Annotated in this window: 17 protein-coding genes; all 17 read right to left on the bottom strand. The window is 49.2% G+C overall.

Annotated features, from left to right (window positions below; genetic code table 11):
* A partial coding sequence (locus JRI95_09900) for a VCBS repeat-containing protein (GenBank protein MBW2061860.1) occupies positions 1 to 2,444 on the bottom strand: 2,444 nt, incomplete at its 3' end.
* Positions 2,445 to 2,450: 6 nt separating this feature from the next.
* Complete coding sequence (locus tag JRI95_09895) at positions 2,451 to 3,935, bottom strand: FG-GAP repeat protein (protein ID MBW2061859.1); 1,485 nt, start codon at positions 3,933 to 3,935, stop codon at positions 2,451 to 2,453.
* 344 nt (positions 3,936 to 4,279) lie between these two features.
* The gene (locus JRI95_09890; GenBank protein ID MBW2061858.1) at positions 4,280 to 5,905 is read right to left on the bottom strand and encodes an amidohydrolase family protein; all 1,626 of its coding nucleotides are present in this window, start codon (positions 5,903 to 5,905) and stop codon (positions 4,280 to 4,282) included.
* Between the two features lie 109 nt (positions 5,906 to 6,014).
* Positions 6,015 to 7,220 (bottom strand): saccharopine dehydrogenase NADP-binding domain-containing protein, encoded by a 1,206-nt coding sequence (locus JRI95_09885; protein ID MBW2061857.1) that lies wholly within the window; start codon positions 7,218 to 7,220, stop codon positions 6,015 to 6,017.
* A 2-nt stretch (positions 7,221 to 7,222) separates the two neighbouring features.
* Entirely contained in the window at positions 7,223 to 8,647 is a 1,425-nt protein-coding gene (locus JRI95_09880) for a radical SAM protein (GenBank protein ID MBW2061856.1), read from the bottom strand.
* A gap of 175 nt (positions 8,648 to 8,822) precedes the next feature.
* Positions 8,823 to 9,941: a sigma-54-dependent Fis family transcriptional regulator gene (locus tag JRI95_09875; protein MBW2061855.1), complete on the bottom strand. Its 1,119-nt coding sequence runs from the start codon at positions 9,939 to 9,941 to the stop codon at positions 8,823 to 8,825.
* A gap of 211 nt (positions 9,942 to 10,152) precedes the next feature.
* Positions 10,153 to 11,796, bottom strand: coding sequence for a gamma-glutamyltransferase (gene ggt / locus JRI95_09870; GenBank protein ID MBW2061854.1), 1,644 nt, complete (start codon positions 11,794 to 11,796; stop codon positions 10,153 to 10,155).
* 51 nt (positions 11,797 to 11,847) lie between these two features.
* Positions 11,848 to 12,918 carry an aspartate aminotransferase family protein gene (locus tag JRI95_09865; protein MBW2061853.1) on the bottom strand — a complete coding sequence of 357 codons (1,071 nt, stop codon included), beginning with the start codon at positions 12,916 to 12,918 and terminating at the stop codon, positions 11,848 to 11,850.
* A gap of 48 nt (positions 12,919 to 12,966) precedes the next feature.
* Positions 12,967 to 13,227 (bottom strand): aminotransferase class III-fold pyridoxal phosphate-dependent enzyme, encoded by a 261-nt coding sequence (locus tag JRI95_09860; GenBank protein ID MBW2061852.1) that lies wholly within the window; start codon positions 13,225 to 13,227, stop codon positions 12,967 to 12,969.
* A gap of 177 nt (positions 13,228 to 13,404) precedes the next feature.
* Entirely contained in the window at positions 13,405 to 14,256 is an 852-nt protein-coding gene (locus JRI95_09855; protein MBW2061851.1) for an ABC transporter permease, read from the bottom strand.
* Positions 14,257 to 14,326: 70 nt separating this feature from the next.
* The gene (locus tag JRI95_09850) at positions 14,327 to 15,247 is read right to left on the bottom strand and encodes an ABC transporter permease (protein ID MBW2061850.1); all 921 of its coding nucleotides are present in this window, start codon (positions 15,245 to 15,247) and stop codon (positions 14,327 to 14,329) included.
* 276 nt (positions 15,248 to 15,523) lie between these two features.
* The gene (locus JRI95_09845; protein ID MBW2061849.1) at positions 15,524 to 16,198 is read right to left on the bottom strand and encodes a TetR/AcrR family transcriptional regulator; all 675 of its coding nucleotides are present in this window, start codon (positions 16,196 to 16,198) and stop codon (positions 15,524 to 15,526) included.
* 148 nt (positions 16,199 to 16,346) lie between these two features.
* On the bottom strand, positions 16,347 to 16,790 hold the full coding sequence (locus JRI95_09840; protein ID MBW2061848.1) for a transposase: 444 nt from the start codon (positions 16,788 to 16,790) through the stop codon (positions 16,347 to 16,349).
* 681 nt (positions 16,791 to 17,471) lie between these two features.
* Entirely contained in the window at positions 17,472 to 19,733 is a 2,262-nt protein-coding gene (locus JRI95_09835) for an arylsulfatase (GenBank protein MBW2061847.1), read from the bottom strand.
* 44 nt (positions 19,734 to 19,777) lie between these two features.
* Positions 19,778 to 20,983, bottom strand: coding sequence for a CoA transferase (locus JRI95_09830; GenBank protein MBW2061846.1), 1,206 nt, complete (start codon positions 20,981 to 20,983; stop codon positions 19,778 to 19,780).
* Positions 20,984 to 21,689: 706 nt separating this feature from the next.
* Positions 21,690 to 23,183 carry a hypothetical protein gene (locus JRI95_09825; protein ID MBW2061845.1) on the bottom strand — a complete coding sequence of 498 codons (1,494 nt, stop codon included), beginning with the start codon at positions 23,181 to 23,183 and terminating at the stop codon, positions 21,690 to 21,692.
* 203 nt (positions 23,184 to 23,386) lie between these two features.
* A partial coding sequence (locus JRI95_09820; protein ID MBW2061844.1) for a hypothetical protein occupies positions 23,387 to 23,775 on the bottom strand: 389 nt, incomplete at its 5' end.

Genomic DNA, 23,775 nt, shown 5'->3' with positions numbered 1-23,775 from the left:
GAACCGGTCAGATCCCCTGACCACTGGTTGAATTCATAACCCACAGCAGGATTCTGGGCCGTGAGGGTCACGTTCGCGCCAGAGGCGTAATTCTCGGCGCAGTCGCCCGGGCAGTCTATCCCGCCGTCTGAACTGACCACCTCGCCGCCCCCCACCGGAGTGATATCAATGGTCAGGGTATAATAATCTGTCCTGAGATCCGCTTCCTCCCAGCCATTAGGAAATGGACTGAACCAGGGGCCAGCCGCCTGACCCATGGGATCTCCGATGGAGTATCTGATACGCGCCCGCCAGTGGTAGGGTGTATAGCTGGATAATCCGGTTGCGTCCTCAATAAATTCATAGCCTGTTAAGCCTGAGTCTTGCATGGTCGAAGTGGTCGTGCCTGTTCCGTCAAAAGCTGTTCCCAGGGACTTCACCTCCAGTTCAAGGGCGACTGAACTCCGGCCCATGGGGGACCGGCCAAGAGCTGAAGCCTTAAAAGAGTTAATAGAATCGGATACACCCAGATGATCTATGCGAGTAGCGCCATCGGTCTGAAACTGCCTGGGCTTTCTATCCAGGCCGTCTCCATTATTACCATAGTAAAGATAGGCACGACCTTCATCAAGCGTGGTTACAACATAATCTTTAGACCCAACAATAATATCGCTATACCCGTCACCATTTACATCACCGGCCGTGGATACCGAATTTCCATAACCAGCGCCGCCTTGATAATCTCCATCACTCCAGTCCGCGTCACCGGCTACGGCATTGGGCGCGCCGGAAAGCCCTGAAGCAGATCCGTGAAATACATAGGCCTCACCCGCATCAGTGCCTTCAGTGTCCAAACCCGGCGCTCCCACGATGACATCGCTGTATCCGTCCCCATTCACATCACCCGCCGTGGATACGGAGAGTCCCATGAGGGTATTCATTTGGTAACCATCTAAAGTCCAATTGACAGATGTCGAAAGACCGGTTCCGGAACCGTGAAAGACATAAGCACGACCAGCGCTGTTGCTATACAAAGGAGCTCCCACGATGACATCACTGAAACCGTCCCCATTCACATCACCCGCTGTGGACACGGAATAGCCAAAACGGTCATAAATACTGACACTGCCTTCACCGTCCTTGGTCCAATCAGCAATTGTGGACAGGCCCCCTGACGAGCCATGATAGACAAAAGCCCGGCCGTCGGTGCCATAAGCAATGGCCCCGATAATGACATCGCTAAAGCCGTCACCATCCACATCGCCAGCCGTAGAAACGGAAGAGCCAAAATAGGCATCGGCTTGATTGCTTTCCGCAGTCCAGTCAGGCGTGGTTAACAGGCCCGATGCTGAACCGTGGTAAACAAAGGCCATACCCTCAGAGGACTCACCGTTCGTGTAACCCTGCGCGCCTACAATGATGTCGCTAAATCCATCGCCATTCACATCGCCCGCCGTGCTAACAGAGATTCCATAATAGGCATTGACCTGGTTACCTTCAACCTGCCAGTCAGGCGTGGTTGACAGGCCGGATGCTGAACCGTGATAGACAAAGGCCGCTCCCTCGTATGAGTCAGGATTAGCATAGTGATAAGCCCCAACAATGACATCACTATAACCATCGCCATTCACATCACCAGCCGTGCTAACGGAGTAACCAAACCAGGCATCGCCAAAATCGCTATCTACCTCCCAGTCCGCGGTGGTGGAAGGGCCGGTGGAAGAACCATGAAAGACCAGAGCCCGGCCTTCATTGCTCTGGCCGCCGTCATAATATTGCGCCCCGACGATGACATCGCTAAAGCCATCGCCATTAACGTCGCCAGCATAAGATACAGAAACTCCGAGCTCTTCTCCGGATTGTGAGCCGCTTACTACCCAGTCGGGAGAAGAAGCAAGTCCTGACGGCGAGCCGTAAATCACATAGGCCGCGCCTTCATCACTCTGGCCGTTGGTATAGCGATTCGCCCCGATTATGATGTCGCTATAACCGTCACCATTGACATCACCGGCCGTGGATACGGAGATACCCAATTCGTCGCCATAATCGTAACCTTCTCCGGTTTTTAAAAGGTTTATCCCTGAAGGAGAGCCGAGGTACAGGTACATTCTGCCCTTGCCATCGCTATAATAGCGTTCCCCGACAAGGACATCGGCGTACCCGTCCCCGTTTACGTCTCCAGCCGTGGATACGGAATAACCAAACTCACCGCCGCTGCCGGATTTGGACCAGACACTGCTTTCGCTTAATCCCCCATCTGACCCCAAATACACATGGGCATCGCCGTTCATAGAATTCGGCATGCCGACAATGACATCAGTGTACCCATCACCATTCACATCACCGGCCGTGGACACTGACCAGCCGAAATCGTCCGGACTATCGCCGGTGTTTAGTATAGTATCTGCACTGGTTTCAGCGGCAATGGGCCCGGCGGGCAGTCCTGTACTTGAGCCGTGAAACACAAAGGCTCAGCCATTCAAGTACCGCGGCGCCCCGATAATGACATCACTGTAACCGTCGCCATTCACGTCTCCGGCCGTGGACACAGAATAGCCAAGATCGGCATTAGTGCCCTCAGTATATACCGTGCTGTCCGGGGAGGTAGAAAGACCGCTTGAGGAACTGCCATGAAACACGTAAGCCCGGCCGTTATTATAATCATACGCTCCCACTATGACGTCACTGTATCCATCACCATTTACATCACCGGCACAAGAGACAGAATTGCCAAAATTATCATTTATTTCGCCTCCGACTGCCGTCCAGTCGGCCGTTGCGGATAGGCCAGTCCCTGAACCGTGAAACACGTAAGCCTTGCCGCGGCCATTATCATAACCAGGCGCGCCGATAATGACATCGCTAATACTATCGTCATTCACCTCCCCAGCGCTGGCAACGGAATAGCCAAAATTACTAGCAAGAACGCCCACATCTTCCCCGTCCTTGAACCAGTCCGGGGTGGAGGAAAGACCCGTAGCTGAGCCATGAAATACAAAGGCCCGGCCGTCGGTTCCATAATAAGGCGCTCCGACAATAACGTCGCTATATCCGTCGCCATTGACATCACCGGCCACTGATACGGAAAAACCGAACTGAGCGCTGGCCAGATCACTTTCATAGGACCAGTCAGCGATAGAAGTAATGAGGGGATCAACAATAATGGGATAAGTGGCACTACGATCATCAACCACGATATGTAAACGGTTGCCTGCCAGTTCAAAATGACTGGGTAAGGTCTTATTCTTCGCGTCAAAGACCTTGAGATGACTGTATCTCAGCACTTTGGCATTTGAGGAGGTGAGAAAATCTATGGCCTGCCCATCTTTGGAAAGGACAGGTTTCACATTTCCAGTGATATCAAGGCTCAATTTCAGGAAACCCTTGCCTTTTATCTTTTCATTTATGGTAAAGCCCTGTTCCAGGCCTTGAGGCCGGTTTTCATACCACTCCACCACGCTGCCGCGAATGTATTCAATACGGGGGCCGCGTACTGTCGGGCTTTTATCCTTTGGCAGGAATATCGTCCGTTCCCCTTTAGCGATGCTGATTAGGGAAAGACCGGCGTTCCAATCAGGTTCTCTCTCTGTGCGGCGCATGACCCGGATGCCTTTGGAAGTAAAGTAGGTGCGCAGGTTCTGAGCTCGGTTGGGGGCCTGGTAGGCGCCTTTAATTTCAGGCAGATAAGGGTTTTTCTGATAGGTGACGTGATACTCCTCTGCCATGATTTTCTTTTGAACCGTGGCCCACCAATCAGACTTTTTCAGGGAATCAACAGAAAGAGACACTCTGTCTTTTGAACTTGCTGGTTTCTGGCGCGCAGATTCTGAAGCTTTATCTTCTGCTTTTTTCGGAACAATAATGCCTTGGTCTAAATTAAAGCCATAGCTTATTGCGATGAAAGAAAAAAGAAAGACTGCCGCTAATAATCCGGTCATCCACTTTTTTGATCTCATAGCCCCTTGCTCCTTTGTCATTCCAGCTTTAACTGAAAAGATCCTCCCTTTGGCAACGCTAAGGCCTAAGTACTTTAGACCACGCCCTTCGAAGGGAAAGCGCTTTAAAAACCTATTAGATCTGATTCATTTCAGGCTAGCCTACCAAAATCATAAACAGAATGCAATGGTTATCATATTTGATTTATATTGAGTATTATAATAACGAAAATGTTTTATTAAGTTAAGACACATGAAAAGTGAGAAGGCGCTATTATTTTAGTTTTTCGCTTCAGCGCGGTTTAACTCTCATCATTCGTCTGTCCAATAAAGAGGCATGCTAAATATAAGCAAAGTCATATATTTTACTGCCTTCTTAATACCTTCCCCGCCCATGCATCGGCGTGATAATCTCCTTTTTCAAGTACTATCCTGCCATTGATAAGGACGTACTCGATTCCTTCAGAGAATTGGTAAGGATTGGCAAAAGAAGCGCGGTTATTGACTGTCTGAGGGTTAAAGACTGTCACATCGGCAAAGGCGCCCTTTTTTAATATACCTCGATCTTTGAGCTGCATCTGCCTGGCCGGAAGAGAGGTCATCTTGCGGACCGCTTCCTCCTGGGACATGACGTCTTTATCGCGGGCGAAAAGGCCTAAAACCTTGGTAAAAGCGCCATAAGCGACAGGATTGTTCGGCCTGTAATCAGCACCGACGATATCCGTCATGATAGCGCAATTCGGATCGGCCAGCATGGGGGCCATGTGTTCGTCACCGACAGAGTTATCAAATACGCCTCCGATGATGAAGAGTTTTCCCTGTTCTTCAATGATGAGGTCAAAGGCGGCCTCATAGCCGTCTTTGTTGAGTTCTCGGGCAATCTCTGTCAGATTCCTGCCTTCGAATTTTCGATTCTTTTCTTTTCTGAAGCCACTTATTAAATTTGCGAAACTAAAAAATTTATCAGTCCAGTAGTTATTTTCCCAGGTAGGCCACTGGGGAATAAAGTTCTTAAGTTCCTCAACCACCTGTTTACGAACATCAGGGTCTTTCAATCGTTCGAGCGCCTTATCCACTCCTCCATTAAAAAGCCAGGGGGGAAGCAAGGCAAGTATGGTGGTGGGCCCATTTGCCCAGGGGATGTTATCATGACCGATCTCCACACCCCGATCCATGGCCTCCTGAACGGCTTTAACGGCCCGGACCCTGACCTCGCCAGCCCCACCGGCATGATGAGAAATCTGCAGGGGTATATGATACTTCTCTGCAATGCCGATGACTTCCTCAACCGCCTTGTCATAAGTCACCGTCAGGCCCCGGGTATGGGGCACCAGCGGTGCGCCAAATTCAGACAGCACTGACGACACGTCCATAATTTCATCGGTATTAGAAAAAATGGCCGGACAGTAAAACAGTCCCATGGAGAGGCCGATTGAGCCAGCCTCCAGAGACTCCTTAAGCATTCTTTTCATTTCGGCGATTTCTGCCACGTTGGCAAAACGCGCCTGAAACCCCATGGCATTGGTACGCAGGGTGTTGTACCCGGTCAGGATGGCCACGTTAAAGGCCTGCCCGTTTCTCTGAAGGAAATCCAGATATTCATCCATGGTGGTCCATTCATATGTCAGGCCGTCATGGGGTAAAGCAAAATTCCAATACGTGCTCAGTATGTCTTCATAATCATGATTAATAGGCGCCGGGCTAAAGCCGCAGCAGCCGGCGACAATGGTCGTGACCCCCTGATAGACCCAGCTTTTCAGAACTTCAGCGTGACGTTTCGAAGGAAAGAAAAAATCCAGATGCGTATGCACGTCTATGAATCCAGGGGCGACAATCAGCCCCTTGGCGTCAATTTCTTTTAAGGCTCGAGCCTCTGGAAAGAGGCCTAGATCCTTAATATGATCTTCTTGGATGATAACGTCGGCTCTGAAGGCCGCACCACCTGTACCGTCCATAACCATTCCATTCTTTATCAGCACGTCATTTGCCATTTTGAGGCCTCCGGGATATCAAGTCTTCTCCTTACCAGGCCGAGCAGACTATTCCGTCTTATTTAGGAAAGAGGTAATAATAAAATTATCAGTGTTCCCTTACACGGGTTTAAAATGAGGTATTGATAATTAGCATCTCCTTGGCGTTAGCCCGTTTCGGAGTGCAGAGGGGCGCGATTTCGTCATAAAAAGCGTCCGAGTCAAAAACGTCTTCAGGGGCGAAAACGCCCTTTCCGGTGATCTGTCCGCGTGCGAACACGGCCAGGCCTGTGGCCATGGGCACGCCAGTCATTCCTCCCATTCCACCGGCTATGCCAGAAGAAATGGTCACACCCACCCTGGCTGGCTGGCCGTTTTTGAGACCGCTTGCATAGGCGAAAAATTCGGGCAGACGAGGTTCATCACTCGGTCCGGGCGCCACAGAGCCTCGCTGCTCTTCAGATGGGTTCATCAATGCCTCCGCCGCCTGGCGCACGGTCATTCGACCGGCGTCCACCTCGGCTGTTAACTGACGCATGGCCTCAATAATGCCAGGCGGCATAACCATGACATTGCAGCTGTTACGAAGCTCCGGCCGAAGGCGCGGCAGCGTGATCGGCTCCGGATGGCCGACCGTGTGGGCTGTGCCCAGGCCGATGCCTGGATAGTCAATCTTTATCTCTTCAATGGGGGCAACATCAACGAACTCTCCGCCACGAAAAACACGAATCGTGCCCGAGCATTGATGCACCCAATGCTCAACAGCCGCACTGAATCCACCCGTACGTCGTTCGCCGGGTTCGGGTCTTTCTCTCTGCTGCTCACTCTCTACTTCGCCTTCAGCAAGTCCCCAGCCTGTAATCAGGTCTTCCACAGAATCGAGCAGGCTCATGGCTTTCATTGCAAGCATATTCGAGAGGCCCGGGCTGGCGCCCATCCCAATGATAGCCGTAACCCCGGCCCGGCGAGCCTCTTCATCCAGGTTTAGCATATCTAAGGTTGACTCCCAATCGTCATTTATGTCGAAATAATCACAACCGGTCTCAATAGCCGCCCGTAAGACGGGAAGGCCCAGCCGAAAATAGGGGCCCACCGTGGCCAGGACAACGTCGGCCTCGGAAAGCAGGGCCACCAGCTTGGCTGAATCCTCAACGTCAACTTCAGCTGCGCTTGCCTTGGGCCCGCACTCCTGGGCGAACTGGCGAGCCCTTTCTCCATCTTGATCTGCAATTACTAGTTTATCCACAAAGTCAAAGTTCAAAACGGTGCGGACGGCATAGCGACCCATACCGCCGCAGCCGCCTAAAGCCACAACCTTCATTCTTTGATCAGGCATCTTTATCTCCTTTTAGTTAAATTATGTTGCCTTGTCAGCTCAGCATTTAATGTTTCTTTTAATTTTAATTCAACATACTGGTTTATGTATAATGTTGCCAAGGCGCAGCCATAGCAATATTCTTCTTGAGGCAGTTTATCATGATCAAATATTTCCGCCCTAATGCTAGCGAAAACCCCCCTGTCTTTTATATTACCTGCAGGTAAAATACGACGAATCGCATGAGAGCCGCACCGATATTGATATCCATCAGGCGTGAAGCTGGCTTGCGTCGGAGCGACATAACAATATCTTGGAAGCGCTAATTTCCCGTAAAAGCCTCTGGCAGAGGCCTTGACATAAGCATTCAGCCCACCTTTATGCTCTACCCTTAAGTATGGATTTGAAAAGTAGCCAAATAAGACTCCTCTCTTCCCCTTGGGAACTCCAAGTTCTCCTTGATAACTATCCCACATTTGAATAACTTGCGGCCATATGACGTCATAAAATCTTTTAAACTCCTTTTCCGAAGGCCTTAAGCAATCATTACTGCCGCCTCCAACCGGAATGACATGAGGGAATAAATCATTAAAAAAGGAATCGTCCTCATCGGCGGTCTGCTTATGTTTCTCTAAAATGAATGTAAATAAATCGGGGAACAAGTCCAGGTTTCGATTCGTGAGCACACAATTCGTGTGGATAACAGGATAGGAAACTCCAATAATATCGCGCGCTAATTGAACGTTATAAATGCCTTCTAATATTTGATTGAAATAATCTCCATTGAGTAAAGAATTTTGCACATCTTTTACAGAACTATCCAATGAGATATGCAGCTTTGCCAGGCCAGCCTTAATAAACCTTAAAGCTACCTCCGGGGTTAACATAACGGCATTTGTATTGACATTAACCCCTGCCCCTCGCTGTGATGCAAACCGGACTATACCATTATCACCCCATAGATCCTCGCCCAATGTTAAAGGTTCTCCACCGGTAATATAGAGATAAGGTCCTTCTCCATTGTTATTTACTGTGACCTCTTCAACAATTCTCTTCCATCCGTCTCGATCCACTAATGACGGCGTATCAGGCTGATTGCAATAAAGACACGCCGGATCAAAATTACACCCGGCAGTTACATTCAGTCCCAGAAAAGATATCTTGGGATCCTTACCTTCCAGGTTTTCAGGCCACCTTGATATTTCAGTAAATAAATGATCTTTATCCTGACAGCCATGATTGATTAATTTCTTAACTTTTCTATAATTAAAGTCAAGAAGCTGGTTAACCACCGTATCAATAAAGTCCCTTATATTACCAGGCTCGATTCTTTCAGCTTTGACTTCCTCAACCAGGTTGGATTTAAATATTTCTTGCCATGGATCAGAATTAAGAAGCGCTTCTAGTTCCAATCTATGTTCGGCAGTATAATTTGATAAATCAATCATTAGGATAAAGAGATTGCAATTCAAATGCGACAGGTACAAATCCGTAATTGATTGTTAGTTTATCAAATAAGTCATCAATGTCAAAGCGGAAATAAGGAGCGCTTTGATTTATCAGGAAAAAGACAAGTAAATATTATTGTTTAATGGCTAAATATGCCAATGCCCTTCCTGCAGCTCATTCCGATTTCTTTCTGTTGGGTGAGGCAGACGCCAGATCGTAGAGTTGAAGCTTAGATATAAGAGCCCGGCGGCTGATACCCAGACGTTTAGCGGCTCGAGTTCGGTTTTGACCGGTCTGCTCAAGGATGCGTTGGATGAGGATCCGTTCAGTCAGCGCCGTCACTTTTTTAAGGGTGGTTTTAAGATCGCGGCGGTCTTCAGGAATGGCCACAACGATCCCACTCTCCGAAGCCGGGGCTGGGCCAAGAGGCAGGTCAGCCAGCGTAATGATCGGCCCCTCAGACATGATTGCCGCCTGCTCGATCACATTGATCAGCTCGCGCACGTTGCCTGGCCAATGATAATGAGTCAGGGCCTCGATGGCCTCAGCAGACAGCTTCTTAAATCCCAGTTTAATTCGGGTAGTGGTCCGGTCCAAAAAATGCTGGGCCAAAAGAGGGATATCCTCGATTCTTTCCCGCAAAGGCGGCAGGGTGAGGTGGATAACGTTAAGGCGATAGAAAAGGTCTTCCCGGAAGCGATCTGCCCGGACTTCGGCTTCGAGCGGTTTATTTGTCGCGGCGATGATTCGGAAGTCCAGTTTACGGACAGCGCCCTCCCCCAGCCGGCGAATCTCCTCTTCCTGAATGACCCGAAGGATCTTGACCTGCAAATCTAAAGGCAGTTCGCTGACTTCATCTAAAAAAAGAGTCCCTTTATCGGCCTCTTCAAACAGACCCTTTTTAACGCGGTACGCGCCTGAGAAAGCTCCTTTGGCATGACCAAAAAACTCGCTTTCCAGCAAGCTGCCCGGAACAGCCCCGCAATTGATGGCTATAAAAGGTCTATCCCGGCGAGGGCTATTTAAATGGATGGACCTGGCCACCATTTCCTTGCCAGTCCCGCTTGGCCCGGAGATAAGGACGGTGATCTTGATCGCGGCAACCTTGGCGATGATTTCGAAAATTCTCTGCATGGAAGAGGAACGACCGATAAAATTGGAAAAGTCGTATTTCCTCGGAATCGGCCTCTTGAGCTTATGATTCTCGATCTTGACTTTATTAGACCTTGAGGCACTTTCCAGAACGAGCTGAGCCTCATCTTCGAGAAAAGGCCTGGAGCTCTGGTCAGACAACCCTTGTTTCATAACTCTTTTGCGATTTTTATGATAGAGAAGGCGGTGGTTAAGATCATGACCGGATCAGCACCGGCATACATCAGTCGACAAAACTTCTGCCTGTCTTATCGGCAAATCTTAAGTATAACTTTAGCTTTTTTCGAGTATCGCTTAAAAAAAATCTAAAGCCGATAAAGAGCTAAGGGGTGTTGATTACAGGGCTAATGGCTTAATAACCTAAAGCAGCCCCGTCCTTTCGAGGATCAGAGCCCCCGAAAAAGGTGCCTGTAGATGGATCAACGAGGATGGCCTGAGCGCCGCCGAAAAAAGTTCCAGGGCTGGGAATGATCTTGTGCCCCATTTTTTCCAATTCTTCCATGGTCTTAAGTGGTGTGCCATGTTCGAGTCTGACCTCAAGACCACTGAGGTGATTGAAGCGGGGGACATCAATCGCCTCCTGGATCGTGAGGCCGAAATCAAGGTGACTCATGAGAAACTGGACATGACCCTGAGGCTGCATCGGGCCGCCCATGAGGCCGTATGAAAGGTAAAGCCTGCCGTCTTTAAGCACCATGCCAGGGATAATGGTGTGAAAGGGGCGTTTCTGAGGGGCATACTCATTCAGATGACCGGACTCCAGTGTAAACCCTGCGCCCCGGTTTTGAAGGAGGATCCCTGTTTCGCCACCGACAATCTTGGCGCCAAAGGGGTGGAAGATAGAGTTAATAAACGAAGCAGCGTTGCCTTCTTTGTCAATGGCTGTGAGGTAGACCGTGTCGGAGCCTGATGGCAGACCCGGTTCTGCCGCTACAGCCGCCTTCTGAGGGTCAATTAAATCCCGGCGTGAAGCTAGATACTCCTTGGAAAGCAGGCCTCCCACCGGGAGCGTGTTTTTCTCAGGGTCAGCGACCCACTGAACAAGGTCCGCATAGGCCAGCTTCTTGGCCTCGATGAGCAGATGCAGATATTCAGGCGAGTTGTGCTGCATGAAATCAATATCAAAACCTTCCAGGATACCAAGCATGAGGAGAACGCCGATGCCTTGTCCGTTCGGAGGTATCTGAAAAACGTCATAACCGCGATAACTTAAGCTGATTGGTTCGACCCAGGCCGAGGCGTGCTCGGTAAAGTCTTCCATGGTGAAAAATCCACCTGACTCCTTGGCATATCGGACGATCTCATCGGCAATCGGTCCCCGGTAAAAGGCATCCGGCCCATTTGAGGCAATCTGTTTGAGTGATGCAGCCAAATTTGGATTTTTAAATACACTTCCGACAGCCGGGGCTTTTCCATTAACCAGATAAGTTCGTTTAGCCCAGGGATCATCTTCTAGGGAACTGGCAAGAGACCTCCAGACAAGGCCGACGATCTCTGTAAGCGGAAACCCTTTTTCAGCATAACTGATCGCCGGAGCCAGCACCTCGGCCATGGATTTAGAACCAAATCTAGAGAGCCCTGCCGCCCAGGCGTCCACTGCCCCCGGGACGGTAACGGCTTCCCAGGAATTAAAATCAATCCTTTCCTTTTCTTTTGAATGAAAGTAATCCCGAGACAGACCTTGCGGCGACCGACCACTCCCATTGAGACCGTGTACCTTTCCGGTCGCGGCCTCATAATAGAGAAAAAAAACGTCACCACCTAAACCGGTCATCATCGGTTCAACCACGGCCAGTGTAGCAGCGGTGGCGACGGCCGCATCCATGGCGCGGCCGCCGCTTCGCAGCATATCCAGACCGGCTTGTGAGGCCAGCATATGAGATGAGGCCACGATCCCATGCCGGCTCATGGTCATGGTCCGGCCGGCACGGTACGGATTGGCTCGAATTCCCCGCTTTTCAAGTGCTTGAACTTCCTGTTCAAGATTAGAACTCATGGCGCCATCCCTTGCGGTTTATTTGCCCGTTCTTCGGTCTTATACCCCAGCTTAGACTCCCATTTCTTTTTCAAATTCAGTCAACGTTGTATCGAAACGATCCAGCATGTCATCAACCTGCTCGCTGGTGATGCATATGGGAGTATAGATAAAGAGGGGAAGACCTCGTTGGTGATAGACCGGCCTTCGCGGCCCGTAAAGAGTGGCATAAAAGACCAGACCATTCTTCAAACCGATCATCTGGAATTTGCGTTCAGCTTCAGCGCCCATGGGAAAGAACTCCATGGTCTCCTTGTTCATGACCAGCTCAACGGGCATAAGCAGTCCTTTACCGCGCTTCTCGGCGATGGTAGGATGCTTAAGCAACCGATCTGCCTGAGAATGGAGGTAGGAACCCACTTCAGCACAATTCTCTATCAGCCCGTCTTCCTCGATAATGTCAATAACGGTCTTACCCACGGCACAGGCGACAGGATGGCCCTGGTTGGTGAAGCCATGCACAAAAGCCGCGCCTTTGGCAAAGGGTTCATTGACCTTATCGCTGAGGACCACCGCCCCGAGCGGGGCATAGAGGCTGGAGATCCCCTTGCCCGTGATCATGATATCGGGCTTTACACCAAAGTGCTCCATACAAAACCACTTTCCGGTGCGGCCGAACCCAGTCACGACCTCATCAGCGATGAAAAGAACGTTGTATCGGTCGCAAATCTCTCTGACGCTTTCCCAGTACTCTTTGGGGGCCGCAAACCCGTAATCCTCCCCTGCACTGACGGGCGTGGCCATAAAGGCCGCCACGTGCCGTTCGCCACCGGCATAATGAATAGCTTCTTCCAGTTCATAGTTACAGAAGCGAGCATACTCCTCGGTGCTCATGCCTGAAGGCGGACGGGAACTGGGCTGATGGACATGAGGCCAGGGCTGCATAAAGGGGATATACTTAGTTTGGGACCCCGGACCACCGGCTGCGGAAAGAGCGCCCAGGGTCATGCCATGATAGCTCTCATGACAGGTAATTATCTTGTATTTCTGGACGTTTCCCATCTCGACATGATACTGACGAGCCAGCTTGATAGCCGTCTCCACCGCCAGGGAACCGCCTGAGACAAGAAAAACGGTGTTCAAATCCCAGGGAGCAATCTGGCTGACCTTCTCACATAGCTCCGCCCGAATCTAGCTGGATAAGGTGGGATGGCAAAAAGAAAATTTATCCATCTGCTCAGCCACAGCCCTGCTGATGCGCTTGTCGCCATGGCCCAGATTAACAGCAATCGGCCCTCCGGATACATCAATATAACGATTCCCGTCGGTATCATAGAGATATATCCCCTCGGCCCGATCCAAGACCGGCTTATACGGATGATAAGAAAAAACCCTGCTCCACATGTCTTCCATTTTCCTTGGCCCAAACTTTTCTTCGATTTCTGATGTCATAACAATCTCCTTAGATGCCTGGTTTGTGGTTAATATTTTGACAGAAAAAACACTGATTTCTTAGCTTATATCTCCCCTTAGCCAGGTTGGGAATGAATCAGCGGCCATCCTGTCAATCCTTTTAACAACCTAAAAAACATGCTTTCTAATAAGTACTTAGCTCTATAACCTAAAAAATTACCTTAATTTCTGTTTGGGGTCCAGTATCTCCCTTAACCAGTCTCCGGTCACATTAAAGCCAAGCACTGCCACCAGGATGGCTATTCCAGGGAAGGTGACCAGCCACCAGGCATAGGTGAAATACTGCCGGCCTTCGAACAGCATCAAACCCCAGTCTGCTGAAGGCGGCTGCGTTCCCAAGCCGAGAAAACTTAAAGTAGCAGTCAGAACAATGATCTGGCCCACATCGAGTGTTACCAGGATGATAAGGGTATTGATAACGTTCGGAAAGATGTGGGAAAACATAATGCGCAGATTGCTGCACCCGGATACCACGGCCAGGCGGATAAAATCCCGCTCTTTCAGGCTCAGGCACTCCCCGCGCACGATCCTGGCATAACCTGGCCAGCCCAGGATTCCGACCACTATAATTATTGTTTTTACTCCCGGGCCCATGACGCTGACCAGAAGTATAGCCATGACAATCCCGGGCATGGACATCCAGAAATCGGTCAGGCGCATGATAACCATATCAACCTTGCCACCGAAATATCCTGAAATCAGGCCCATGATCACACCGATGCATCCATAGACAGAGATGCAGGCCAGGCTCAGAAGCAGGGTGATCCGCGCTCCAAAGACCAAGCGGCTGAAGATGTCCCGGCCCATGGCATCGGTTCCGAGCAAGTTCTCAGACGAGCCTCCCTCCTGCCAGGATGGCGGCAGGATCGCTTTGGTGAGGTCTGCTTCATATGGATCGTGAGGAGCGATCCATGACCCAAAAGCGACGATAAAGAGGAAAAAACCGACTAACGTCAAGCCGAAATAGGGAATTCTCTGCTTGACTCTCTGCTCTGATTCCTCGCTCACCAATTCAGATTTATCAGCAACCGCGCTTACATCAGTCAATTGATATTCTCCCTAGCTGCATCTCTTCACCTTACTGATAACGAATGCGTGGATCAATATAGGCATACAGGATATCAACCACAAGATTTGCGGTTACAAAGACAAAAGAAGCAAACAAAGCGAAGGCCTGTACCACCGGGTAATCCCGGGCAAAGACGGCCTCCAGCGCCAACCTTCCCACGCCCGGCCAGGAAAAGATGGTCTCAGTAACTACCGCGCCGGTGATAAGATAGCCAAACAAAAGACCCATCATAGTCAGGATCGGTATGGAAGCGTTTTTAAAGGCATGTATGAGAATAACAGCACGACCGGGAACTCCTTTAGCGTGTGCCATGGCGACGTAGTCGCTCTTCAAGGCGTCAATCATGGACGAACGGCTCAAACGAGTAATGGCTGCAATATTAAAGGCGCTTAAAGTAAGCGCTGGCAGGACCAAATGATCCAATCCCCCCCGACCTGAAATGGGAAACAGCCTGAGCATGACGCCTAGAAGGAGCATGAGCATGATCCCCAGCCAGAAGGAGGGGATGGCCTGCCCTGCCAAGGCAAACATTTTACCAAATCGGTCGAAAAGCGAATCGCGCTTGACAGCGGAAACAATCCCTATGGTCAACCCGATGACTGAGGTAAGAAAAATGGCTGCAAGAGCCAGCTCCAATGTCGCGGGAACCCGGCTCAACAGGAGCGTCAAGGCCGGTTCGTCATATTTAAAGGATCGCCCGAAATCTCCGCGCACCGCAGACTTGAGAAAGTAGAGAAACTGCACCGGAATAGGCTTGTCCAGACCAAAGGTTTCCATGAGGAGATCGCGGTCTTCCGGCCTGGCATCTGGAGGCAGCATGATGAGTACTGGATCGGCCTCACCCAGACGCATGACAAAGAAAATCACAAACGAGATCACAATGAGCGTAAGGATAGCGATCACGATTCGCTTTAAAATATATCTCTGCATCTGGGCTTACCTTTTTACACCTTCCAAAAAATGCATCCCCAGGCGCCAAACGGCGTCTTCGCTTTTTTCAGTATTCGAGACTGTTTTAATGATAGCCCAGGTAACGAAACCGAGCCAGCCGTTAAGCTGACATAAAACTAAGACTAGTTCAAGTTTTTATATACCAGAGGTTAAGCCGTCGCCTCAACCTGTCACGCCTGGCGTAAATCATTCAATAAGAGTAAGGCGTTCACCAATATGCTCAGATAAACTTTGTTCTTCATGGTCATTCCCCCTTTAATTTGATTTTGTAATATTTGAAACCTGTTTTATTGCCTTTGGAAACTGACCGGCCTGACAGCATATTGAATTGAGAATGTATTCCGTCTGCTTCTGGATATATTCTTCTAAGGTATATCTTTTTCTCAGATACCAGCGCCTGAAGGCCCATTGGTCACATAGAAGAATGATATTATTAGCAGCCAGATGGATGTTATGAATCCTGAACTCTCCATTCTGGCATCCTTCAATCAAGATTTTCTCTATCATCTGAATAGAAACGTCTTCAACAGAAAAAATATTTTTAAGCGCGTCCGCCTCTAAATTCTTACCTGCCTGATACCAGAAGACGATGGTATTTTGACTTGCATCAATGTTCCGTATATATTTTTCAAGTGCCAGTCGCAGTTTTTCGGTTATGGTCGCGCATTGGGAGACGTCAACAAAATTTGAAGCAAATTCTTTTAAAAAGGCCTTGGCATCATTACTCATGAGCGTCAGGATATCTTCCTTCGATCCAATATAGTGGTACAAGGTACCAACGCTCACACCGCAGGCAGCCGCTATATCGCGGATAGTGGTCTTGGAGTACCCTTTTTCTATGAAAAGGTCCAAGGCTCTTTGTTTTATAATTTTGCGGCGCTTTTTAATCAAATTTGAGTTTTTGCAAAAAGTTCTAATATTTTTCGGCACTTAATTCTCCAGATTTATGCAAGTTTCTATGAATGAGGGAATAATTAATTCTTGGATTGATCGAACGTTCGATCAATCCTACTCACCCCTCAAAGACCTGTCAAGCAGAAAATAAGGATAGGCTCGATCACCAAACCTCTGGCCTCTTTCAAGGCTGAACGAAAGCCTTGAGCAGGGAGGCGTTGGCTTTGACCTTGATGCCGTCCAGCGAAACATGGCCCAACTTGACCAAGCCGACTTCCTGGCAGATCAAAAGTACCTGAGCGAACAAGCCGGATAGAGCCTGCAGATGGCGCTTGCGGAAATCGGCGATGGTATCATGATCGGGATGTTGGTCGGCGCAAATGACACGGAAAGAAACCCGGTCAAAGGTCGCCTTTTCGATTTTGCGCGAACTGAAAATACCAACGCAGTAAGCGTAGATGAGTAGGCTGGTCATCATCCGTGGATTATACGGCGGCTGACCACCCTTTGATCCATTATAACTGTTGTAAATCTCGCTGAGGTCAAGTTGATCAACCACATCAAGGATGAAGTAGATCAGATCGTCTTCGGGTAACCATTCCCTGATATTTGGGGGAAGAAGGAACATCTGGTCCGGCGTGTAGGGTCTAAAATGTGTCTCACTTTTCATAATAACAAATAATAACAAATATTATCTCTAACACAAGAAATTAATTACTATAAATTGACACGAATAAGGGTTCCCCGACAGACTCCTAGTTATATTTTTACGAATATATTCAGCATCGCCAGGGAACGAGCCCAAATGGTATTTTTCTATGTTGAGCATATGTTCAATATATGCATCTCGTTCCTGTGGAGGTGGTGCAAACTGTTTTTCCAATACTTCCGGCTTTGGTCTGGGGAGATCCACGTTACCTGTATTACAGAAATTAGATGGGAGGTAGGGGGCTATATCTTGTGGTAGGTGATTATAAACAGAAAGTTCTCAATACGTGCATGGCCAGGAAATATGTCCCAGTAAAACCCCATTAAACACTATCTCCGAGACTGTCGAAAAACCCTAAAAACCGTGTTTTTGGGGCTTTTTCCGGTTTGCAAGTAGCTGATTTTATTATATGCGAAAACAGCAAAAATGCTGTGGCTGGACTTTTTCGACAGTCTCTCCGGTAGTTATAAGTTCTACCTTGAACGCGTGATATCTACTCCCTACTGATTTGCTTAATCGGAATCAATCTCAACGGAAAATGAGCGGAGTTTTTCCAAGTCGTCAGATACTACGAATATTATGGTGATCTGTATTATCGAATCATTGTTCCCCCATGGCGGCCTGAAAATCTCCCTCCGGATCCAGGTGAGGTTCGCCGTTAGCGGTCACCACGACCTTTTTCAAGACTCCGGTGAATTCGAACGGGCAGGTATAATCTTCACTCACCGGGGTTAAAGAATCCCGCCCGATATCCAATCCTTCAGGCCCATAACTCACCGGTATCGTCCGGGCGATGGTACCCTCACCAACCTTCGCTCCATTGATGAACAGCCGGCCGACACCTTGATGTTCGCCTGTTTTTTCGAACTGGTAACCCAAAATAGAAGGTCCGGTGGGCACTTCCGTATCGGAGGACACGATATAATGTTCGATTCCTAAATAGTTATGGTCATAAACCAGCCGGTTATCTTTTATATACAAGGCATAACCGGCAAAGCGGCCGCCGTGGGCCATTAGAACGCCCTCAGCGCCTTCTTCAGGGATATCCACCTCGGCCTGGATGTAGTGGGACCGGTTACGAATCGGCGGGGCGGCGCTCCCCGGCGTCTTGGCGGTATCGGGATAGTAGGTGAAGGCTTTCCGGTCTTTATCACGCGGGGGTTTGTCGATATGGAAGCGTTCATTAGTGCGATCATCAAGCGGCAATACCTGGTACTTTTCCGCCTCACGCCACCAAAGATCTACCATCTCCGCTAGTTTTTCCGGATACAGCTCTGCCAGGTCATGACATTCTGAAAAATCCTCATCAATATGATACAACTCCCACCTGTCATCGTCGAAATTTCCATCGGAACCCCATTCATGATAAGTAACCACTTTCCAACCGTTATGCCAAAGACCTCGATGACCAAACATTTCGTAGTACTGCACTTCTTTTCGTGTGGGCGCGTCACCATCATTAAACGTATAGGCCATGCTAATACCCTCAATTGGTTTTTGCGGTATACCATTGAACTCATGGGGCGGATTAATCCCAATGATTTCATAAACCGTGGGAACAAGGTCTATAACGTGGTGATACTGCTGACGGACCTGGCCTTTATGCTTGATACCTTTCGGCCAATGTACGATGAGAGGATCACGAATACCTCCGCCGTGAGTATTTTGCTTAAAGCGTTTAAGAGGGCTATTACCCGCTTGCGCCCAGCCGCGTGGGTAATGATTGTAGGTGAGAGGACCACCCAGTTCGTCAATCATTTCCAGATTGGCTTCGAGGGATTCCTTGACGCGGTTGAAAAAACGGATTTCGTTTACCGTCCCGTAAGGCCCGCCTTCCCGGCTGGCGCCATTGTCTGAAATAAGCATGATCAGGGTATTATCCAGTTCCCCAATCTTCTCAAGAAAAGCCACGAATCGTCCGATCTGGTAGTCGGTGTGATCCAGGAAACCTGCGAAGACTTCCTGCATACGCGCGAATAACTTCCTCTCATCATCGGACAGCTTGTCCCAGGGTCTAACGCGGGGATTGCTTGGCGCCAGTTCCGTGTCTTGGGGGACAACACCCATCTCCTTCTGCCGGATCAGGACTTCCTCGCGGACCTTGTCCCACCCCTTGTCAAATTTACCTTTATATTTTTCGATATATTCCTTTGGAGCGTGATGCGGCGCGTGGCCGGCTCCAAAGGCCATCCAGAGGAAAACAGGCTTGTCGGGTTCGGCCTGTTTCTGGTCGAGGATAAATTCCATGGACTTGTCTACAATGTCCTCGGATACATGATAGCCGGGACGGTCCGGAGTTTCGATCCGGTGATTGTCGTATACCAGTTCCGGACTCCATTGATTCGTTTCCCCAGCCAGGAATCCGTAAAAACGCTCGAAACCCATGCCCAGCGGCCAGTGGTCGTATGGACCGGCCGCGCTCAACTCCTCATTCGGCGTATTATGCCATTTGCCTGTGGCAAAAGTATTATAGCCGTTCTCCTTGAGCACCTGGGCGATGGTCGCCGCTTCGCGCGGCATCCGCCCGTTATAACCCGGATATCCAGTGGCTAAACCAGTAACAATGCCCGTTCCGACTGAATGATGGTTGCGGCCAGTCAACAGGCAAGCCCTGGTCGGTGAACAGAGCGCGGTGGTATGAAAATTGTTGAAGAGCAGTCCATTTCCGGCCAAGCGGTCCATATTCGGGGTCTCTATTTCAGACCCGTAACATCCTATTTGTGAGAATCCCACGTCGTCGAGGATGATAAAAACAACATTCGGGCTGCCTTCAGGAGCTGTAACCGGTTCTGGCCAAAAGGATTTCGATTCTTTGTAAGTCCTGCCAATGACACCACCAAATTTATTTTCTTTTTGCTGCATAACGGCCTCCCACTCCCGTATTATCCTTTATTTTAAAATACACCTTAAATTATTGCTTTTAGGTCTTTGAGGCGTTCGATATCGTCCCAGCCGTACCCCAGTTCCAGAAGCAGTTCCTCCGTATTCTGGCCCATTTCCGGGGAAGCGGATCGTATCTCGGCCGGATTCTGATTAAACTTGATCGGCGTATTCACGTATTTCACCATTCCCGCCTCAGGATGATCCACTTCGGAAAAGAACCCATTGATGATGGCCTGGGGATCGCTGATCACTTCTTCTGGAGTCTCAATCCGACTGAAAATGCAATTATTCTCCTTCAGAAGTTCCACCCACTCGGTCCTGTCCTTTTGCATAAAAATATCATCCAGGATTTGTATCAGCTCCTCATGGTTTTCAAACCGTGCGACTAAATCTGAAAATTTGGGATCGTTTTCTAGTTCGGGTCTGCCCAGCGCTCGGCAGAAATCCGCCCAGGAAAGATCGGACTGGAGCATGGCCAATTGAAGCCAGCGGCCGTCGCGCGCCCGGTAATTATTCCAGAGCGGATTTGAGGCCTGGCTTCGATCGTTCTGTACCACGTCCTGCCCGCCCAAAACCACCTGGATATCGGCGGCTATGGTCCATACGCCGGAATGGTAGAGGGAGAACTCGAGTTCCTGCCCCTGGCCTGTTTTTTCTCGATGAAAGAGAGCGGCCATAATTCCGGCCACCATGTGCGCCCCAACGGTCCGGTCCATCATGCCTCCCCGTTGCGACGGCGGCGGCGAACCAGGCTCGCCCATAAGATGCTGTATCCCGGTGCGAGCCCAGGCCGCGGCGAAGTCGAAACCCCGTTCGTTTTTATCGGGGCCGTCCTTGCCGTAACCGGAGAGTGACGCGTATATAATCGAGGGATTCGCTTTGCGGAGATCATCGTATTCCAGGCCAAGCTGGTGTACCGCGTCCAGTTCATAGTTGGTCATGAACACGTCCGCGGTCTGCGCCAGTTTGAGAAGTATATCCCTGCCTTCATTTGATTTTAGATTAAGGGACATACTTTTTTTGCCGCGGTTGATGATCTCAAAACGCCAGTTTACGGTTTCACCAATCTGCGCGAGAAGCGGGTTCAGAAAATAGCGCATGGCGTCACCGTCCAATGGTTCGATCTTTATTACCTCAGCGCCCCAATCGGCCAGCAATGCTCCAGATGAAGGCACGGCCACGAAGTGACCCATATCAATTACTCGCAGTCCATCAAGTATTCCGGTCATTACAATCTCCCTGATGATAGGATCATATATAATCCTGAATTATGCGGCGATTACTTGGTAATCCCTGCCATTAGCTTTTACATTACCTTATATCTTAAACGTGCTAAGCATTTCAATCACTATAAAATTTCTGAGGAATCCTGGTGTGGCCCATTAGACATAATGGTTGAAAGTATTTGGCCTGCCCTTTGCGAACAGGGGTTAAGCTGTGAGGCGAAATAAAAAACTTCATAACTCAGAGCCACAACAAAGGAGGCAGGCCATGGAGACTAATTTACTGTATATTGGTTTGGATGTCCACAAGGATTCTATTGATGCATCTGTAGTTTGAAAACATGGGTAACACTCTGAAGGGAAATATCTACAATTTTGAAGGATTGCTTGAAGCGCCAAAGGTGGGGCCTGGATATTTATGCGCAATGTTTTTTAAAGTATGGGTCTTCTCCAAATTAGTTGATGATAATTTGATCTGGTCGATAGATTTTTTGTATCATTTAAACAAGTTACGTTCATAAAGGTGATTTGCTTATTATTAAACACTTAGATCTGATCAGGGACATTGTTTCTCGGATTCAAAAGCTCAAGTCCGAGCATCCATTTTGGGGTTAGGAAGGCATGGACCTATCCCTTTTGGGAGAATAAAGACCTGATCTTAAAGACTCCTCTTCCCTTTACAGGATTACAATTGCTGTGTTTTGTCCTCGCTCTAATGGCCAAACAGATCCTTAGCCTTTTTACGTAACTCAGTGCGGAAATCAGGGTGAGCAACCCCTATCAGTTCATTGGCTCTTTCACGGATTGTTTTGCCCATTAATCTAGCAATACCAAATTCCGTTACAATGTAATCCGCATAGTTGCGGGATATGGTAATCACCGAGCCTTCATCAAGAACGGGAACGATACGTGATACGACTCCATTCAACGCTGTTGATGGCAGGCAGGTGATAGAGCGGCCACCCGGTGAAAGTGCAGTCCCGATTGCAAAATCGGGTTGCCCGCCTGGGCCGTTAATGATACGCGTTCCAAAGGTTGTCTCGGCTGCGATCTGTCCGGTGAGGTCTATAGATAGGGCGTTGTTGATAGCTACCTGGTTGTGGTTGGCAGCGATGACTTTAGGATCGTTTGTGTACTGGCAGTCGTACAATTCAAAAGCAGGGTTGTCATGGAAAAATTCCATATCATCGGTGCCGCCCCCAAGACCAGTCGCCACCACCTTACCGGGGTGCAGCGTTTTTCGCTTTCCGTTGATGATACCCTCTTTCATTAATCGGGAAAGTTCCCTGAATCCAATTTCTGTGTGGACACCAAGGTCTGACTTATTATCAAAGACACCCATGGCGGCAAACCGGGCAGAGGGTCGTCCCGTACCTATCTGAATGGTATCTCCATCCTTGATCAGACTGGAGACATACTCAGCGATATTTTTATCTTCCTTTGTAGGTTCGCCTGCTCCTAATCGCGTCTCGATGTCATCCATCTCATCGGCGTCTAGACCGTTGAGGTAGCGCAGAAAATCGAGCCTTCTAACGGGATCAACTGCCTGGAGAATATTGGTTATTTTCTGCCTTCGTATCTCATCCTCCACATGGGATAGGGCTGATGGAATTTCATCTTCGGATAAAATGGGTTGCGTGTTTTCAACCAGGTAGTCAATTTCGGAGACGTGGATAAAGTTGTCCCCATAGGTTCTGATCATGTTTTCGTCAACCTCGGCAATCACCGTTCCGGTCGTAAGGGCCAGACGCCTCTTATTCCACAGCGTATAGCCAAAACTGCAGTAACCAAGGTCATTTGGGGGTGAGACCACTGTCATAAGTATGTCCCAGGGTCTGGCTTCATCTGGTCGCTCATATACTTTGCCTTCCATGCTAAAGCTGTGTGGCAGAAAATCACACTTATTGTCGGCAAGCCAATCACGAGCCATAGGGCCGCAGAAAACACCAACCGTGACGTGGAAGGCATCGGAGCGCTCTGGCTCAAGCCATCCAGGGTCAGTCTGTGCCATCATCATATTTATCTGTACGTCCTTAAGCTCGTTAAAGCGTTCTGCAAGTGCTTGGCATAGGAGGAAAGGGTCACGGGCGAAAGTGATAAACACACGGTCGCCTGATTTAACCGCACGAAGCGCTTCCTCTGCGCTGACAAGCTTTCGTTTGTAGTCATCCCTCCAATTTGTATAAGACATCTGGTTTTCTTGCATAATAGACCTTTCACCAATTCAAGATTTATTTTTCTGCTGGCGCTTCTATTTGGAGACGGGGTTCCTCTGTTAGTAGTGTATACCGGACTGACACAGCCTAGAGTAAGCAACGCTTCCGATATCCAATTATTTCCTTAATTTTATTCCATGTGTTTATTTCATATCATGAATTTATTCAATCGGTATAACCATCTTTCGGAGTCCTACTGCTTGGCCATAGCGATTTTGTACTCTAACTCAGGATCAGAGTAACTATCCCCATTGACGTTCACTATCACACGCTTGAGTTTGCCTGAAAAGCGGAATGGTGAGTCATAATCTTCTGAGGTCGGGGTTTGGCTGTCATAACCGCAGCAAAGGCCATCGTCAGCCAAGTGATAGCGCACGACGCTGGTGCGGGTGATCTTTCCCGCTCCAGCCAGCTTTCCGTTGAGGCACAGCCGCCCGATGCCGCCTGCGCCGAGCTTCTCCGTGCCTGTCTTTTCAAACTCGAAGCCGAGTGCGCACGAACCTGTCGGCGCCTCAATCTCAGATGTGATCTTGTACCGCTCGATGTTCAGGAAGTTGTGAACGTAATGGAGGTGCTGATCCT

It is taken from the genome of Deltaproteobacteria bacterium, assembly GCA_019308995.1.
GTDB lineage: Bacteria > Desulfobacterota > Desulfarculia > Adiutricales > JAFDHD01 > JAFDHD01.
This window is presented reverse-complemented; position numbering and strand designations above follow the sequence as displayed.

Bases quoted from the DNA above. Each gene is read 5' to 3' on its own strand.
- JRI95_09895 (MBW2061859.1), bottom strand. From the start codon at position 3,935: ATGAGATCAAAAAAGTGGATGACCGGATTATTAGCGGCAGTCTTTCTT.
- JRI95_09890 (MBW2061858.1), bottom strand. From the start codon at position 5,905: ATGGCAAATGACGTGCTGATAAAGAATGGAATGGTTATGGACGGTACA.
- JRI95_09885 (MBW2061857.1), bottom strand. From the start codon at position 7,220: ATGCCTGATCAAAGAATGAAGGTTGTGGCTTTAGGCGGCTGCGGCGGT.
- JRI95_09880 (MBW2061856.1), bottom strand. From the start codon at position 8,647: ATGATTGATTTATCAAATTATACTGCCGAACATAGATTGGAACTAGAA.
- ggt (MBW2061854.1), bottom strand. From the start codon at position 11,796: ATGAGTTCTAATCTTGAACAGGAAGTTCAAGCACTTGAAAAGCGGGGA.
- JRI95_09860 (MBW2061852.1), bottom strand. From the start codon at position 13,227: ATGACATCAGAAATCGAAGAAAAGTTTGGGCCAAGGAAAATGGAAGAC.
- JRI95_09850 (MBW2061850.1), bottom strand. From the start codon at position 15,247: ATGCAGAGATATATTTTAAAGCGAATCGTGATCGCTATCCTTACGCTC.
- JRI95_09840 (MBW2061848.1), bottom strand. From the start codon at position 16,790: ATGTTCCTTCTTCCCCCAAATATCAGGGAATGGTTACCCGAAGACGAT.
- JRI95_09835 (MBW2061847.1), bottom strand. From the start codon at position 19,733: ATGCAGCAAAAAGAAAATAAATTTGGTGGTGTCATTGGCAGGACTTAC.
- JRI95_09830 (MBW2061846.1), bottom strand. From the start codon at position 20,983: ATGACCGGAATACTTGATGGACTGCGAGTAATTGATATGGGTCACTTC.
- JRI95_09825 (MBW2061845.1), bottom strand. From the start codon at position 23,183: ATGCAAGAAAACCAGATGTCTTATACAAATTGGAGGGATGACTACAAA.